Annotated in this window: 17 protein-coding genes and 1 pseudogene; 5 read left to right on the top strand and 13 right to left on the bottom strand. The window is 59.3% G+C overall.

Annotation, left to right across the window (positions count from 1 at the left end; translation table 11 throughout):
* Nucleotides 1-50: 50 nt before the first annotated feature.
* From BI327_RS14525 to BI327_RS14505, 4 genes are all read right to left on the bottom strand, one after another.
* A complete protein-coding gene (locus BI327_RS14525) occupies nt 51-1,259 on the bottom strand; it encodes a UxaA family hydrolase (protein ID WP_076862132.1) in 1,209 nt (402 codons plus the stop codon).
* Nucleotides 1,260-1,334: 75 nt separating this feature from the next.
* On the bottom strand, nt 1,335-1,655 hold the full coding sequence (locus BI327_RS14520) for a UxaA family hydrolase (RefSeq protein WP_076861013.1): 321 nt from the start codon (nt 1,653-1,655) through the stop codon (nt 1,335-1,337).
* 812 nt (nt 1,656-2,467) lie between these two features.
* The gene (locus BI327_RS14510; RefSeq protein ID WP_076862131.1) at nt 2,468-4,282 is read right to left on the bottom strand and encodes a GGDEF domain-containing protein; all 1,815 of its coding nucleotides are present in this window, start codon (nt 4,280-4,282) and stop codon (nt 2,468-2,470) included.
* 449 nt (nt 4,283-4,731) lie between these two features.
* The gene (locus tag BI327_RS14505; RefSeq protein WP_083742076.1) at nt 4,732-5,727 is read right to left on the bottom strand and encodes an AraC family transcriptional regulator; all 996 of its coding nucleotides are present in this window, start codon (nt 5,725-5,727) and stop codon (nt 4,732-4,734) included.
* Nucleotides 5,728-6,894: 1,167 nt separating this feature from the next.
* Here BI327_RS14505 and BI327_RS14500 point away from each other — a divergent pair.
* The 4 genes from BI327_RS14500 (at nt 6,895) to BI327_RS14485 (ending at nt 9,828) form a co-directional block, all read left to right on the top strand.
* Nucleotides 6,895-7,230: a hypothetical protein gene (locus BI327_RS14500; protein WP_076861010.1), complete on the top strand. Its 336-nt coding sequence runs from the start codon at nt 6,895-6,897 to the stop codon at nt 7,228-7,230.
* 120 nt (nt 7,231-7,350) lie between these two features.
* Nucleotides 7,351-8,079, top strand: coding sequence for a LuxR family transcriptional regulator (locus BI327_RS14495; RefSeq protein ID WP_076861008.1), 729 nt, complete (start codon nt 7,351-7,353; stop codon nt 8,077-8,079).
* A gap of 84 nt (nt 8,080-8,163) precedes the next feature.
* Nucleotides 8,164-8,796 carry an acyl-homoserine-lactone synthase gene (locus tag BI327_RS14490; protein WP_076862129.1) on the top strand — a complete coding sequence of 211 codons (633 nt, stop codon included), beginning with the start codon at nt 8,164-8,166 and terminating at the stop codon, nt 8,794-8,796.
* 72 nt (nt 8,797-8,868) lie between these two features.
* Nucleotides 8,869-9,828: a LysR family transcriptional regulator gene (locus tag BI327_RS14485; RefSeq protein WP_076861006.1), complete on the top strand. Its 960-nt coding sequence runs from the start codon at nt 8,869-8,871 to the stop codon at nt 9,826-9,828.
* Here BI327_RS14485 and BI327_RS14480 read toward each other — a convergent pair.
* From BI327_RS14480 to trbB, 8 genes and pseudogenes are all read right to left on the bottom strand, one after another.
* Complete coding sequence (locus BI327_RS14480; protein WP_076861004.1) at nt 9,801-10,043, bottom strand: DUF2274 domain-containing protein; 243 nt, start codon at nt 10,041-10,043, stop codon at nt 9,801-9,803. The genes BI327_RS14485 and BI327_RS14480 overlap by 28 nt on opposite strands.
* Before the next feature lie 7 nt (nt 10,044-10,050).
* Nucleotides 10,051-11,268 carry a TrbI/VirB10 family protein gene (locus tag BI327_RS14475; protein ID WP_076861002.1) on the bottom strand — a complete coding sequence of 406 codons (1,218 nt, stop codon included), beginning with the start codon at nt 11,266-11,268 and terminating at the stop codon, nt 10,051-10,053.
* Complete coding sequence (trbG, locus tag BI327_RS14470) at nt 11,265-12,299, bottom strand: P-type conjugative transfer protein TrbG (protein ID WP_076861000.1); 1,035 nt, start codon at nt 12,297-12,299, stop codon at nt 11,265-11,267. The genes BI327_RS14475 and trbG overlap by 4 nt, the downstream gene beginning before the upstream one ends.
* A complete protein-coding gene (trbF, locus tag BI327_RS14465; protein WP_076860998.1) occupies nt 12,296-12,979 on the bottom strand; it encodes a conjugal transfer protein TrbF in 684 nt (227 codons plus the stop codon). The genes trbG and trbF overlap by 4 nt, the downstream gene beginning before the upstream one ends.
* 420 nt (nt 12,980-13,399) lie before the next feature.
* Nucleotides 13,400-13,663: pseudogene (locus BI327_RS43125) on the bottom strand (conjugal transfer protein TrbE); the annotation flags it as partial.
* Between the two features lie 10 nt (nt 13,664-13,673).
* The gene (locus tag BI327_RS14455) at nt 13,674-13,937 is read right to left on the bottom strand and encodes a VirB3 family type IV secretion system protein (protein WP_076860996.1); all 264 of its coding nucleotides are present in this window, start codon (nt 13,935-13,937) and stop codon (nt 13,674-13,676) included.
* A complete protein-coding gene (locus tag BI327_RS14450; protein WP_076860994.1) occupies nt 13,937-14,260 on the bottom strand; it encodes a TrbC/VirB2 family protein in 324 nt (107 codons plus the stop codon). Before BI327_RS14450 ends, BI327_RS14455 begins: the two co-directional genes overlap by 1 nt.
* Before the next feature lies 1 nt (nt 14,261).
* The gene (gene trbB, locus BI327_RS14445; RefSeq protein ID WP_174683045.1) at nt 14,262-15,176 is read right to left on the bottom strand and encodes a P-type conjugative transfer ATPase TrbB; all 915 of its coding nucleotides are present in this window, start codon (nt 15,174-15,176) and stop codon (nt 14,262-14,264) included.
* A gap of 465 nt (nt 15,177-15,641) precedes the next feature.
* Here trbB and BI327_RS14440 point away from each other — a divergent pair, with 465 nt between their 5' ends.
* The gene (locus BI327_RS14440; protein ID WP_076860990.1) at nt 15,642-15,938 is read left to right on the top strand and encodes an HU family DNA-binding protein; all 297 of its coding nucleotides are present in this window, start codon (nt 15,642-15,644) and stop codon (nt 15,936-15,938) included.
* Between the two features lie 67 nt (nt 15,939-16,005).
* Here BI327_RS14440 and BI327_RS14435 read toward each other — a convergent pair whose 3' ends face one another.
* Nucleotides 16,006-16,431 (bottom strand): CopG family transcriptional regulator, encoded by a 426-nt coding sequence (locus BI327_RS14435; protein ID WP_076860988.1) that lies wholly within the window; start codon nt 16,429-16,431, stop codon nt 16,006-16,008.
* Nucleotides 16,432-16,435: the final 4 nt, after the last annotated feature.

The following is a 16,435-nucleotide window of genomic DNA, read 5'->3' as shown; positions in this document are numbered from 1 at the left end:
TTGAAGTTGACTTGCCGAGAGCGCGGGCGGTCCCGCACCTTGCGCTGTGCTTAAGCGCTCCGATAGAGCTTCGTCATCGAGAACTCGCGGTGCCCGAGCGATTCCGCGGCAGTCAATCGACCATTTGCGGTCCGGACAATCATGTCGATCAATGCATCTCCCGCCTGATCCAACGTCATGTCGCGGCGAAGAACGCCAGTCACGTCCACGTCGATGTGCTCGCCCATCGTCCGCAACGTCTTCGGATTGCCGCTGATTTTGATCACGGGGACGATGGGATTCCCGATTACGTTACCCTGCCCGGTGGGAAACGTATGGACCACATAACCGCCGGCGGCCATCAGCGTTACGCACTCCGCGGCGGCGGACGACGTGTCCATGTAGTAAAGTCCCGGCCCCTTGGCCGGTGCCTCCGCCGGTTCGAGCACATCGATATATCGGGAATTCCGACCGATCTTTTCCAGATTTCCGAGCGCCTTCTCTTCGATTGTCGTCAAGCCGCCCGCAATGTTGCCTTTGGTCGGTTGGGAGTCGGAGAGGTCATCAGTCTTGTGTGCCTCAATAACATCGCGCTGATAGGCATTCCACATCTTGTACCACTTCTCGGCAATGTCGGGGTCCGCCGCCCGCTCCTTGCAGAGATGCTCGGCGCCCGTGATTTCCGAAGTCTCGCCAAACACACCGTAAACGCCAAGCGGGATCAGCTTGTCGTACATATTGCCCACGGTCGGGCACGACGACAGACCAGTCGTGGTGTCGGATTCGCCGCATTTGGTCGAAACCCAGAGATCTGCGATCGGGCACTCCTCGCGCGCGAGCTCGGACGCCCATTGCACGAACCGCTTGGCCTGATAGCTCGCTCGTGAAATGGTCGCGATATCGCCATGCCCTTCGATGCCGAAGCCAATCACGGGCTTCCCAGTCTTCGCGATGCCATCGACCACGCGCTTGGTCCAACCGTCCTCGATGCCGACGACCACGACCGCGGCAACGTTCGGATTTGAACCGGCCCCGATCAGCGTGCGGAAGTGGAGTTCGAGATCAGCTCCGAACTGCAGTCGTCCGTAGGCATGCGGAATTGCCAACGTGCCCTTGACGTTGTTAGCGACCGCCTCGCAGACGGCGTTGGACAGATCGTCCAGGGGAAGAATGACTACGTGGTTACGAACGCCCACGCGCCCATTCTCGCGACGCCACCCCCTGAAGGTCGCCTCCTTGAAGTCGATCGAGGCGCGCTTACCCGAAAGCGCTGGGGTCATGAGTTGGTCGGAAGCTCCTCCGACGAACGGTGACGGCTGCTCATTCATGATAATTAATCCGGTCATGGCTCTTCCTCACCAGCGCTTGGTCTTCATGTTGTGCGTGTGGACGTGGCGCCCTTTTTCCGCCCCGCCGGTCATCCGGCCGACGTCCTGCCCGTACTTGATCACCGTCGTCGTTTCGGAAAGATCGACGAGGGCCACCTTGTGACCGATCGGCACGTCATCCTTCACTTCAACGGTGAAACTCGAATTGTTCTCGGTGACGACACCCAATGCCGTGGTGCCGGCTTTGAGGCCCTCCACCACCACTACAGCGACGTTGTCTTTCGGGCTGTGGGCCAAAATATGCGGGACGCCGGTCCTGTGGACTGACGCGCTATCTGAAACTGCCATGACAATCTCCTCTCCAATTCTTGTGTCTTATATAAGATATTTGATATTAGCGCAAGGCGATTGTTTGACGAGTTGTCACTTCAGCCTCGTATGAGCGCCGAGGGCGTCTAACTAAAAAGTTGGGCCGGTACCGATCGCGGGCAGAAGCATGAGCGACAGCGTCACCACCGATTTCACCCTGCCTCCAACGTTGGCGAGGGCTCGAACGTTGATGCGGAGGCCGAGTACGGACTTGGAAACGACCGTCAGAAAGCCAGAGATCCCGTCAGCTGGCTGACCACGATTGCGGGTAGGACATGGAGCGAACGCAGGGCGACAAGCGCGAAGGCCGAGGATGGACCAATGCACGAACCGAGAAAGGCAGCGTGTTCTGCTATGCGAACGCGGGCGAGCAACGTGAGGCTGACGACGACCGGCCCGAGCACCGTGACGCGCATCCGCCTCACCAGAGAGCGGTCGTTGTGTGACTATTCTTCCGCAGCGAGGACAATCCCAGCTGGCACGCAGGTCCTCGTCGGGATAGACGTCCGGACAAGTCTTTGGCGGCAATCGCAACACGGAATGGCAGCTGGTCGCCCTTAGAAATTCGGAGCGGCTTCAGTTTGTTCATCGATCGTGTTTAATTTGCGCGCTTGAAGCTACAATCGTCGCGATCCCGTCCGGAACGAGCGGATGGAGAATACAGTCTGTCGGTTCCAGAATTGACGGCCCGCTTGCCAGGAAGCGCAGGCCCAACGGTCGTGATGTGAACAATCGCACGACCTCCAAGCCGACTTATTTCGGTACCGTGGCCGAGAGACATATCGACCGCGTCAGACTCGATTGGACCCAACCAGAGCACGAGAATCTCCATCGGACGCGCAGAGATCGGGGGCCGCAATGCTTTGCGCACAACGGACACGATTGCGACCGTCTGATTTGGCCCGGTAGAGGGCTTCATCTGCACGCTTGACAATCTCCGGCCACGTGCGCTCGCCGCGCCGACCGCGCGCCACACCGAAACTCGCCGTGACATGAATCGACGTTCCGTTCGGCGTCGTGAAGCGCTCCGTCTGGATCGCGAGCCGAAGCTTCCTTGCGATGGCGACGGTCCCCGGGAGGTCATCCCCTGGAACGAGGATCGCGAATTCCTCTCCGCCGAAACGTGCAACCAGGTCGCTGGCACGCAGGAGCGATCGCAGGAGTTCAGCGGTCTGAACGAGCACGCGATCACCTGTCGGATGCCCATAGGTGTCATTGACCGATTTGAAATGATCAATATCCAAGAGGATCAAACAGGCCGCATCGACCGCGGGCTCCGCTTCAGCTACGCGCTGGGCGTGGCGATCCAGAGCGCGACGATTGAGAAGCGCAGTCAGTCCGTCAGTGTCGGCCTGGGCCTGCAGCTCACTGGTGATTGACGCCGCGATCGAGGCGCGCTCCTGCAGCTTGTCCTGCAATACCTCGATGGCTCTGAACAGGCTGCGAATTTCCCCTGCCTTGCCGGTGAGTGACAGTGGCTCTGCCGGCCTGTCTTCCGCGAGCCGAATGACTTCGTCATGCACGAGGATAAGCGGCTGAAAGATGTTCTTGCGGATGGAGACCATCAGACCAGCCAGTAGTCCCAGCGCGCAGGTCGCGAACAGAGCTACTGTCGCCAGTATCGCGAGGGCCTTGTCACGTGCCCTTACATAGTGATCGACCGCGGCATCGAGAAACGCCCGACGATAGGCTTCGATTGGGCGCATCGTCGGAACGAAACGCTCGGTGAGTTCAGTGGATGTCAGCGAATAGCGCGCATCCCGCCGTCCTTCCCGTATCAAACTGTCGACCAGCCCGAGACCTTCGCCAAAAAAGCGATGCTGAATTTCGGCGCGGCTCGTACGGAGGGCGGGATTGTTGAACAACCCGGCGTGGTTATTGCTCACCTGCCAGAGCTCGAGCAGGCGCCCCTCGATGCGTCTCGCTTCGATCACGTTGTCGAGCGGCAGCCGCTCTCCCACAGCAATAGATGCTATGATTTGCGAGGCGATCCTGCCGCCATAGTCCCGAAGGTCACTCAACATCGGCCCGACGAGAGCGGGTGCAGCAAGGCCGCTGTCCTGCTCCACAAGGTGATTAGCCTTCCAGGCGACAATGGCACGAAACCGGTTCGAAACCTCGAACATGCTGTCGATGGCGCGCTGAAACTCTTCCCTGGATAGTCCGGACCCGGAGCGAGCCACAGCACGGTCGACATCGGCTCTCGCAATCGCGAGCTGTTCACGTACGTTTTGCAGCAGTTCCAACGGGAGTTCGTCGTCGTGCAGCCCAAGCGGCACGTCGGCCGCGTTGGTCAGCTGCGCAAGCGCCGCATCGCTGCGCGCTCGGAACTCGGCCAGGCGACGCGCCTTCTCACCGTCAGGCGAGGAACCGGTCGACATCGCATTGTTGGCCGGTCCCCGCTCGGCCGCCAGAAGGGTGGCGGTATCGAGCATCAGCCGAAAACGCTGCATATCAAAGAGATTGTGGCGCGCGAGGGTGTAGTCCCTGAACGTCGGCGCGACGATGACGACGGCCAGAAACGCGGTGCATACGATCACGAGAGCAAACCGGAGCGACAGCTTCCTGTCAAAGCTGCCACGCGCGCCATCGAGCGTGTGCAGCATGCCCGCGTCCCCGTTCAGACCGTCTGCCTTGGCCGTCTCCCTACGTTTCAATTGTAGGAATGCGAAATTCCAGTTTGACATGTGCTTATTTCGGCGCGGGTAATCTTCTATATGGATTTTTCGAACTGCCGCGCTGCCTCTAGCACCAGGAATAGCTCCTTCGGCCTTCATTTGCGTGAATACACTTGGTTAGGAGTTTGTTGCTGCAGCGACCCCCGCGTTCAGCTTCTGCCAGCCACAGCGGAAGGGCCTTGGACAAATTTGCGCGAAATAGCGACCTCATGCGCAGTCGCACGACGGGTCAGGATCGCCGCCGCCGACGCGCTGCTACGCAATTGGCGCAGGTTGGCCATCGATCGCCGGGCCTGGCTCTTATGGATAAACACAGCTTCTGGAATGAGCGTTTGACGCGGCACAGTGCTGCGATCGCGTTGATCCCTTTCGCCGCATTACAGCTTCCGGCGGATCAGTTCCGTTGGCAGGACGCCGTAGGCCGCCCTGAAATATCGACTGAATCGTCCGGCATTGGTGAAACCCCAGCGCAGGGCAATTTCCTCTACCGAAGCTGCTGGATCTCGCAAGAGGTCAGCGTGCGCTCGCTCCAAGCGAATTTGCCGCTGGTAGGCCGCGATCGACACACCGACGAAGCGTCGAAAGCCAGCTTGGAGCGAGCGAAGACTAACGCCCGACAAAACGGCGAGCTCCGTCCCGCTCGGAAGCAATTTCGCTTGGTCGTGAATGAAATCGACGGCGAGCTTCACATGCCGCGGCGCAATCGTCGGCGGCGGCCGGTGCAGCAGTTCGGAATAGCTGTTTGGCCACGTCTCGAGCACCAGGTCAACCAGGGTCTCACGGACCCGTTCAGCGGTCAACGTTGCTCGGTTAAGCTGCGGTCCGAATTCCGGGCTCGTGATGCACATCACAAGAGTCTTCAAGGCGGTGGCGCCGCCCGATGCCATCTCGATCGATTGCAGGAAAGTGAGTTTCTCGACCACCGGATGGCCGAGTAGAATCGATAGTCTCTCGGCCAGAATGGGCCGACTGATCACTACGCAGAACGATTCATGGTTGGACAGGAAATCCATCGATCGGCATGCTGCGCCCTCTGCTGCCACGGCGTTCGAAGCTGAACTGGTGAAGCTTTCCCGATCTTGATGGAAAGTCAGGCTCCCTGCCGTCGGAAAGAAAAAGAACACGCCGTCATAGTGCTGCTCCGGGATCAATCTAAACTCTCCCGTGACGCGGCTCCGACTGAAATCAATTCCGGCAACCGCACCATAGGTTCCTGACATGCTGAACCGATCGGCCGCCCGGGCCGGCTCGATGGTCACCGTGGAAAACCGCTTGCCTATGAGATCCGCGAACCCATCCGCGTCTTGCAGCTCGAAACTCACAACCGTTTGCGACGATCGGGCAAGCACCCGTTCCGGCAACATTTTCTTCATGCGCGGAGTTTAACGCAGAGAGCGCGCGAACAAGTGATCATCCGGCGGACTGTCCTGCAGTCCACCCCGCTACCATGCACGTACATTCCGTAGCGCTCTTGCAGAGCGGATGATGGCCCGGTGGCATGTCCTCTCCCGTTACCCAAGGTCCGGCACATTTCGCATCTACAACGCGCCCGGTAGCAAACACTTGCCCTAGTTTCTTGCGTGACCATCCCCGCTATGCGGGCGGTCATCTCGGTGGAAATCTGGTCGACAGTAGCTGCTCCGGTTTCAACGTCGCGACCGTGCATGCTTCCGCGATCGCAAACCTGCGCTTAGTTGGTTCAAAGCGATTCACCGTCCGATCTCGGTCCTACGAATTTATCTCCCTCTTCACGGCTCCGCGCTCCGGGTCCTTGTACAATCATTGCAGTCGGGCTCGCTCCAGCAAGGTCGCGCCGTTTCACACGGCCGTACCGCGCCATTGCTTCGACTCGCGCCTTCCGCCAGAGCGTACCAAACTCGGAGAACGTCTGGCTGCCTTGGCTTCATTCATTTTTGCACGTTCTGTCTAGAGGCGCGCAAACTGTCCACCGAGGCGCGCGAACATTTGTCGCACCCCGCAAGCATACCCGAACCACCATTTCTCAGAAGCGTTAACGGTCTAGGTCGATGCAGCTCGGCTCCAAGGCGAACCACGATCGGAGCGTGCTCAAGGCTCTCACGTAGGGGCGGAGCGCGCATCTTATAACCGATTGCAAAGGCTGATCTCGACGCTGCATGCATGCATGGCTTGCGTCTTTCTATGTCAAGGCTGCGCTCACACACGCTGTCCATCCCAGCATTTCATTGAAGGACAAGCCCGGCAACGGATAGACGATACACGCAGTATTATTCCGAGCCTCCGCGCGTGCGATCAGCGCAATTAAGTTTACGTTAGTGACCAACGGTTGAATGTCGCGTGGCTTCGTTCACATCATGCGAGGCCGCTTCATCGTTACGCGTTCGACCAAGGAGCACGTTCTCCAATAGAAGGTCCGCAATGTCAGCACTCAACGTCTTTCGTCGAATTCACGTTTTCGGGCCCACGCGCTCGGTTCTATGCAGTCTGCGCTCGGCATTTGCGCAAGCGACGGCTCTACAGATAGAAGCTCAGGGATTCCTCCAAGTCGCGATGGCCGCATAGTGACCAGATATCAAAATATCCTCTTGATGCCTCACGCAACGATCGGAGCAGCAGTTAGACGGCTCCAAGGCACGGACGTCGACTTCTCGAACCTTGCATCCAATCGTGACCAACTGCTCGCGTCGATCCGCAAGAAAATCGATGAAGCAGATCGGATCATCGACGCAATCGAGTCGGAATATCCCGACGACGCGTCATGGCACCTCCTTGGGCAACGACTGCGGGCCTGTCTGCGCGCCTGGGCAGAAGCCGCGGAGACGATTCATCTGGCCGCCAGCGGGGCGGGTGAGACATCGACAGATGCCGCATTTGGGTCTCCAGATCAAAGCGCCTGAGAAGTCGCTGACACTTGTGTCGAACAGCTCGGATAACGACGAAACCATGAGATTACGCGCGCCGTCGCTTGGCCTACGGGCCATGTAGATCTGCTCACATGATGACTGATTTTGGAGATTATGCATCGCATCTTTCAGAGATTCATCGACCATCTTTCGACGTCCGGTGATGTCGACTCTTTCACGGAGACCATGGCGGTCGTCGCGACCGCGCTCGACTTGCATTGCTTTGCATATCTAGCGCTACCGCGTCAGCTTGGGAAAAAACCCATGATAATGTCGACTTACCCTTCGAACTGGGTCGCGCACTATGTACGTAACCACTACGAGCGACTTGATCCCGTCGTCATGCAGGCGCTGGCGACCCCCGAACCCTTCAAATGGGGTATGGACATTCCCTTGAGACGGCTTTCTCCGCAACAGAAGGAGTTCATCAATCACGCATCCGAGTTTGGAATTCGGCTAGGCTTTACCGTGCCCATTCACGATGGTCACGGACCGGTCGCGGCACTGACCTTTGCAGCTGACCAAAAGCGACCGCGGTTCGAAAATTGCATCGACACGCATGCGCGAGTCCTTCAGCTCATTGCGATGTGTTTTCATGCGCACGTTCGTCGCAAACTCTCACAAGAAGTCCCCATTGATGGAGTTCTCCTATCTCCTCGCGAACTCGAATGCCTGGAATGGGCCTCTCAAGGCAAGAGCTCTTGGGAAATAGGGCAGATACTCGGAATTTCACGCAATACTGCAGCCTCATACCTAGACACTGTGAAGGAAAAGCTCGGCGTGCGCACGGTGGTACAAGCTGCGATGCGCTTGGCTGCTGCTAAGAAAAGTAAGCAAAATTAGGACAGTCATCCCCTGCAGCTGAAGGTGATGCGTTCAGCAGCATTCATTTTCCATAGTCATGATTCCCTGGAGTTGGAGGAAGTCATGATTCAATTGATCACAGAGACCTGGTACGGAGAATTCTCCAGCACACTTGTGGCAATGCATCAGTTGCGATATCGGGTCTTCAAAATCCGAATGGATTGGGACGTCCAACATAGCGGCGACATGGAGATCGATGATTTCGACGCGCTGCATCCCGTATACCTGACGCAGGTTTCAGACGATGGCCGGGTACAAGGATCCGTCCGGCTCCTGCCCAGTCTCGGCCCCTATATGCTTCGTGACACGTTCCCCGCACTCCTGGACGGGCAGGCCGCGCCCGTAAGCCCCCTGATCTGGGAGAGCAGCAGGTTTGCGATCGAAGCTGGGCCAGACGCGCCAAAGGGCGAGCATAGCATAGCCAAAGCCACCTACGAGCTGTTTGCGGGAATGATCGAATTCGGGCTATCGCGGCAGCTTACCGACATTGTTACCGTCACGGACGTCCGAATGGAAAGGGTCCTGCGGCGGGCCGGCTGGCAGTTGCGAAGGATCGGCAATCCCCAGAAGATCGGGAATACCCTCGCCGTTGCAGGTTACCTTGCTGTCTCGATTGAAGTGCTCGAGAGACTTCGGAAGGCAGGTAACCTTCGCGAGCCGGTTCTCTGGACGCCAGTGATGCTCACGGCCGCCTAGGACGATAAGCGTAAACACGCCGCCGCTGAACGCGGAGATGTCGCTCTTCGACTTGCTAGCGAGCCCTTGGACATGCCGGAAATCTGCAACATCAGTAACCAACCACACTCACGGAGAGCACCTGCAATCGACCTGCAGCACCTTCGATTTGCGGTCACCGCTAGCGATTGCGGAAGCCTTCGACGAGCGGCTGACATGCTCTCCGTTCGACACTCCGTGATGAGCCGCTCTATCGGTCAGCTTGAACATCTGATCGGAGCCACACTCTTTGAGCGCTCCAGCGCAGGGATTCGACCGACCCTTGCCGGAAGAAGCATCGTAAGGATTGCAAGAATGGTCCTGGAACAGATCGACGCGCTGGTTGCAACCGGAAGATCCATTGGTCGCGGCGAAGCCGGCCGCCTCTCTATCGGCTTCTGTACGTCTATCTCGGCGGGCAACCTCCGGAGTACCCTGCTTGACTTCAAGAAGCGATTTCCTCATATCGAAATTGCCACGACTGAGAGGCCGCGCGCCCTTCTCATGAACGCGCTCAGGAGCGGGACTCTAGATGCGCTCGTCGTCACCGGAGAGCCGCCACAATCGGACAACAAGACCCTCAGGTTATGGAGCGAACGCGTACTTGTCGCGTTCCGCGAGGATCATTCGTTGGCGGAGCATGACGTCGTCCGGTGGACTGACCTCCGCAACGAGACCGTCTTGCTCAGTCATCATGACCCCAGCCGAGAGTTCGAAGACCTGATCATATCCAAGATTGGGTCCGCGGACGATCGGCCCAGAATTGATCGACACGACGTAAGCCGCGGAATGGTCAAGAGCCTCATCAGCATGGGCCTCGGTATCAGCCTCGTCATGGAATCTGACATGGGAGCGAAATTCGCCGGGCTCGTGTATCGCGAACTGCGCGACGGGACAGGATCGAGCCGGATAGACTTTTCCGCGCACTGGCGCCCGGACAACGAAAACCCGGCCCTGCACGGCTTTCTCCAGCTCTTATCGGAACGCTATCCTTCGCCCGCATCCGTTGAGTGACCGGTCCGCCTGAGTTTCGAGAACCCACGATCTGCGGCCATGAACCGCGCCAGCATTGGTCCGACCAGCTTGGCCGGATGACTAATCGGCTGACCGCTTTCCCGCGCGAGGGCCGCCGCGTAGGCGACCAGATCGCGATGCACGGAAGCCGGTAGTTCCAGCGTAATCTTGACGGGCTTATCGTCTGGAAGTGCCTGAATTTTGAGTTTTGCCATAGTGACGCTAACTCCGGTATGGCTGCAGAACGAGATCCCGATTGACAATAACGCGAACCGGAAAACCAGGTCGTACGGTCAGGGTAGGCTGGATGTTGAGACTGCGCCGAACCACCTGCTGCCCAGTCCGATTCAGGGAGTCAGCGGCACCATGACGCAATGCCTGGATGATGGCGCTGTCGTTGCTGTTTGCGTCCGAACCAGAACCGAGTTCCGTGCCAACGGCCAAGAACGTTGATAGCGCTGCGGCCTTGAATAGTTCTCCCCAGTGATTGTCGACTTGGTCTTCCAAGCCCGAATAGCCAGCGGTGTCCGCACCGGGCTGTCGTTCGAGTACGATCGAGCTACCATTCGGCATGATCAACCGAATCCAGACAAGCAGCACACGTGACTGGCCGAAGGTAACCTGGCTGTCGTAGATGCCGATCAAACGAGCACCCTGCGGTACGACCAGGAAACGACCGGTCGGCGTGTCGTATACGTTCTCAGTCACCTGCGCTGTGACCTGACCGGGAAGGTCCGATCGGATTCCGGTGATGAGGGCACCCGGAATAACGGTTCCGGCCTGCACGACATACGGTGAAGCCGGCTTGGTAACGCGGTCAGGATTGACCGTGCGGCGATCCACGGATGCGTTCACGAAGGCAAGCTTCCTGTCTTGACCGTTCTGCGCAAATCCGTCGTCGCTGGTGCTCGTCGAACCGGGTTGCATCCGGTCGCTCCCCTGAGCCGTCGCGGCAGCCGGACGCATTTGTCTTCCATTGGTCGAAGCAAACAAATGGCTGATACGGGCCGCTTCGATCTCTTGATCCCGGCGCTGTTGTTCCGGATCAAGGGCCGTATTGCCAATCGTCGGCAATTGACCCTGAGCAGCAAGGATCGGCCGACCGAGGTCCCCAGGAAGGGGCGGACCAAGCTGCGGGATTGCCTGGCGCGCAACGCCTGCATAGTCCTTCGGCAGCGTCGTAATGCCGTCGGCAACACTATGATGGTTGGTGCTGTAAAGCTCGTCAGCCGCCTGGTTTCGGGAACGATTGTCCTGCAGCGACCACAACACACCCCCGCCGATGACAAGCAATGCAATAGCACTCCCTCCGGCCAGGACTTTCCGCGACAACCGTGTTACGCGCGGATGCTCCGCTCTTAAGCGGAAGCTCTTGGACAGTTCGTCCTGCGCTTGCGGCGGAATCGCCGACTCGCGGTCGTTTCCACTCGAGGTATTCATGTCGACGGTCTCCCGTCGGTCCGAACAATCCTGACTTTTTGCTGGTGCTCACTTCCGAGACGCAGTTCTGCGGCTGCAAACAGCCGATCGACGATCAACACGTTGCCGTAGGTGCGATAGTTGACGAGCTCGGTCTTGCCGTCAGGGCCGATGATGAAGAGCGGCGGCATCTCACCCTGCACGATCCCTTTCGGAAATTCGACGTAGACCTTGCGGCCATCGTCATAGACAGCAAGCGGCCGCCAAGGTGGGCTGTCCCCTTCGATCGCGTAACGAGAGATGCGCTGCGTCGGATCCGGAAGCACGGGTGTCAGAGCGACCGAACGTGATCGTTCACGCACTGTTTCCGGATAGTACCAGGCAACGGACGGCATGTATGGCCGCTTGCGCGAGCGGAGCTCGATCAAATAGGTGCGCCGGTCGGTATTGACGACAAGATTGGTCTCGATCGATGCACGGGTCGGCTTGACCAGGATATGGACGCGTCGCGTGTCGCCACTCCCACTCTCGGTGTCACCTACGACCCAGCGCACAGTGTCACCGGCCGCGATCGGTCCTGATCCCGTCAACTGCTCTCCTTCCTCGAGCGCGATATCCGTGATCTGCCCCGGCGCGGCGTAAACCTGATAGAGCGCCCCAGGACTGTAGGCGTAGATTTGCGCTGCGTTGAAATACCCCCGCTTGCGCGGTTCGACTCGGGCCGCACCGTTTGCCGCCTCAACCCGGCTCACGGGTTCAGGCTCTTCCTTCCCTCCCGACTTGCCGCCGAGAGCCGGCTTCCAGAGCGGGGGAACATGAAGCGGTCGCGATCTGTCGTCGAGAGCGACCGGAGACGCCGGCAACGGAGGGACTTCCGCGTCATAGCTAATCTCCGGCGGAATGTAGGTCGCGCACCCCCCGAGCATCGACGAACAAAGCAGAAGAACGGAGAGAAGTGCTCGCTTGGAGGTCACGAACTGGGACCAAGTCGAATGTATCCCGCTGTGCGGGATGGTCCGCTTCGAATAAACGTTAGACGGCGTCTTGGTCATTGACTCAACTCCTTCGACCAATTGATGGCGCGGACGTAGACGCCAAGCGGATTCTTCCGGAGGCGCTCAGAATCCCGCGGCGTCTCGATCACGATCGTGAGAATGGCAGTCCAACGCTCCGTCGAACTTAGCGAGCCGTTGTCGTAGGCACGCTGGATCCATGCGATCCGGAAGCTATCGGGTGAGGCACGAATGACGCTCGAGACATCGACGGAGATCTGCGCCTTACCCAGCTTGGCAAAAGGGTCATTGTTCCGCGCATAGTCGTTGAGTGCTGCGGCTCCACGATCGGTCGTAAAATCGTAGGCCCGGAGCCAGTTTTGGCGCAGAACAATGCCGTCGGCGGGCAGGCCTCTGACATCCTCGATAAAGCGCGCCAGATGGTAGGCGATCTGCGGGTCAGTGGGCTGATAGTCGATGTTGGCCGGCCCAACTCTCTGGGCTTGACCGAGATGATCGACTTCTACCACCCAAGGCGTGATCGAGCCTTGGCTGGAATTCCAGACAAGTCCCCCGGCGAGGCCGGCAGACAACATCAAGCAGCCGAAGGCCATCAGGCGCCAGTTCCTGGCTTGCACGCGGGCCGAGCCAATTCGTTCGTCCCAAACCTGCGCTGCCTTTTGATAAGGCGTAATCGGCTCGGGCAATCGCCCGTAGTGAACGGATGGTCGCTTGAACATCGATAATCGCCCCCTGAGATCAAGTGATCGGTTTCAAATCGTGTGGTGTCCGTGTCCACGGCGCGCCCGTGCCGTGTGGCAAAGGCGCATTGCCGCGTGTCAGCGCTCTCCCTCGGACAAATCGACGGAGGAGCCGCTGCCCCCGTGATCGCCGGAGCGGACCGCGTGGCTTGCTGCCGATGCACCATGCCGAATGGTCTGGCCACCCTTCATGCGGCGCGCCCAATCGGGTTGTCCTTCAGCCGACGTGCTCACGGCCTGCGCACCGGCTTGCCCAGCGCTGCCGAGCGCAGCCGCTGCGCGACGCAACGGACTCATGGCGGCCGAGGCGCTAGCCTCCGCGACGCCAGCAAGGCCGCCGCTTCGATAGGCGGCCGCGCGGATCGAACCGCCAAAATCGAACGCAAAGATCTGAGCGTTCGGGTAGGTGCCCGCAGAATGACGCTGCGCCTCCACGAACACGGCCCAGCCTGATCCCAAGCGGCGCAAGGCGTTGTTCAAACGACCGGTGACGGCGACAAGTTCGGCCGGCACTGCGCTGTCGAGGTCGGGGCCCCGGAACCTTGCAGTGCGCTGAAACGAACCGTCCTTGTTCAGGATGATGCCGTCGTCGACGAGGGCTGCCCAGGGCAGGAAGTCGGCAAGACGCGCGTTGGAATGGCGATATTCAGCAAGGTTCATCATGACGGAGAGCTCAGGTGTCCAGATGCCCGGGAATGCGCAGATGTCGGCGCACCACGTCGACAAAAGCGGAATCGCGCTTGGCGGCCCAGACGGCAGCCATGTGACCGATGAACCAGAGGACGAGAGCCGCGATCCACAGCCGCAGTCCAAGCCCAAGAGCCGCGGCAAGCGTGCCGTTGACAATCGCAACCGACCGCGGCGCGCCGCCCATCAAGATCGGCTCAGTAAGCGCGCGGTGGACGGGCACGACAAAGCCTGCGACGTACTCATTCATCAGATCACCACGCCGCCGCCAAAGGAGAAGAACGACAGGAAGAAGCTGGAGGCGGCAAACGCGATCGACAGACCGAACACGATCTGGATCAGCCGGCGGAAACCACCCGACGAATCCCCGAACGCGAGCGTGAGCCCGGTCACGATGATGATGATGACGGCGATGATCTTGGCGACTGGCCCCTCGACCGACTGCAGGATCTGATTGAGCGGCTGCTCCCACGGCATATTCGACCCAGCCGCCCATGCCGGCGCCGTCAAGAGAACTGAACCGGAAGCAGCCAGTAAGGCGGCTTTCCAAAGAAAACAAAATTGCGAACGCATGTCAGTCTCCCGCTGGTGAAAGGTCGTAATCGCCGACGGCACCAAGCCCCATGACGAGGGCGAGCTCAGCGAGGCGACGGTCGGCGCCGCGTCCCGCAAGCACAGCAACGAGATTGATGGTGTCGGCGATCAAGGCGCGCGGAACCGTGATGACGGCTTCCTGGATGAGTTGCTCGAGCCGCCGCAGTGCGCCGATCGCGGTGCCCGCATGGATGGTCCCGATGCCGCCCGGATGGCCGGTGCCCCAGGCCTTGAGCAAGTCCAACGCCTCGGCGCCGCGGACCTCGCCGATCGGGATTCGATCCGGGCGCAGTCGCAACGAGGAGCGGACAAGATCTGACAGCGTGGCCACGCCATCTTTGGTCCGCAAAGCCACAAGATTTCGCGCTTTGCACTGTAGTTCACGTGTATCTTCGATCAGCACGACCCGATCGGAAGTCTTTGCTACCTCGGCCAAGAGCGCGTTCGTCAAGGTCGTCTTGCCGGTCGATGTCCCGCCGGCGACGAGGATGTTCCGCCGTGCGGCGACCGCGGCCTTCAGGAACTCGGCCTGCGTCGAACTCATGACGCCCTTGGCGACGTAGTCGTCGAGCGTAAACACAGCGACCGCAGGCTTGCGGATAGCGAAGGCCGGAGCAGCAACGACCGGCGGCAAGAGACCTTCGAAGCGCTCGCCGGTGCCAGGCAGTTCGGCCGAGACCCGTGGCGAGCCAGCATGCACCTCCGCGCCGACGTGGTGCGCCACAAGGCGAACGATGCGTTCGCCGTCCGCCGCTGACAGAATTTCGCCAGTGTCAATCAGGCCACTGGACAGCCTGTCGATCCACAGCCGCCCATCCGGATTGAGCATGACCTCAATGATGGCTTCATCTTCGAGGTAGCCCGCAATCGCCGTGCCAAGCGCGCTACGCAGCATTCGCGCACCGCGAGAATTTGCCTCCGATTGAAAGGATTGGATAGCCACCGTCGCCCCACCGAGTGAGGACGGTTAAAGAGCGCCCTCAGATGGGGATGATTAGAGAAGCCACCAATCGACTCAGCGCAACAAGCGCCTTCGGCGATCGTAGATCGGCGTAGAAAAAGAAAGGCTGGGACTTTGACCCAGGAATCATCAACGCGCTGCCGCAGCGTGATTGACTGGGTCGAGATCGATGCCGACGAGAAGGACGATTGCGCCAAGAATCCACCCTCGATGCAATCGCACCGAGCCGTTCTGCATTCGAGGCTCCGTTCGAATCAGACGTCGAACCCTCCTTGCATTTTGAAGCTCGATAGGTTTTAAGCCCGGTAACTTCAGGACCACCGGTGTGATCGACGGGCTCTTCGAACAGCTTGACGCATCCAGTGTGGCTCGAGCGGCTTCTCTAAAAGGGGACCTATCATGGCAAAGATGACCAAGAACCAGCTGATTGACGCAATTGCAGAGGGGACGCAGCTCTCTAAGGGAGATGTAAAGTCCGTTATCGAGCAGATGGCGACGGTGGGATACAAGGAGTTGAATGAATCTGGAGAGTTTGTCATTCCGGGATTCGTCAAAATGTCAGTCGTGAACAAGCCCGCTACCGAGGCTCGCAGCGGCGTGAATCCATTTACGAAAGAGCCTATGGAATTCGCGGCCAAGCCGGCCAGCAAGTCGGTCAAAGCATCACCGCTGAAGGTTGCTAAAGACGCTGTTTGATCAGTGACGATCGTAGGCTCACGTTGGAAACGAAGAGACCGGCGCGACAGGGTTTTCACCCAATCAATCAGGTCTCGCCGCCCGGCTTCTGACGGTGGATATCTTCTGGAACCTCGCGCAGAAAGCTCTGCCCCTTTTGCAGGCGGCGTCCGAGCGCCTCGACAAATCCCTCAAAGCGCTCTCTGCCCTTCATCTGCGCGGCCGCCTGCGCGTCGTTGGGCAACGGCGGCGTGATCGTTAGCCAGAAGCGGATGAAAAGGGCCAAGGTCTCGGCCGTCAAACCAACGTCGCGCTCTAACCTCTGCATCTGACGTGACAGCCGATCCAGGCGACGGGTGAACGCTGCCTCCCGCCGGTCCGCTCCATCCGGTGACAGAAATGAAGCGACTGCAGCTTCCACGATCGCAGACCGGGAAATGTTCTTCCGATCGGCAAGATCCGATATCTGTTTCAGAAGTTCTGGCGGAAAATACACGTTCATCCGGTCGCGCATGTTG

Source organism: Bradyrhizobium mercantei, from assembly GCF_001982635.1.
In the GTDB taxonomy this organism is placed as follows: domain Bacteria; phylum Pseudomonadota; class Alphaproteobacteria; order Rhizobiales; family Xanthobacteraceae; genus Bradyrhizobium; species Bradyrhizobium mercantei.
This window is presented reverse-complemented; position numbering and strand designations above follow the sequence as displayed.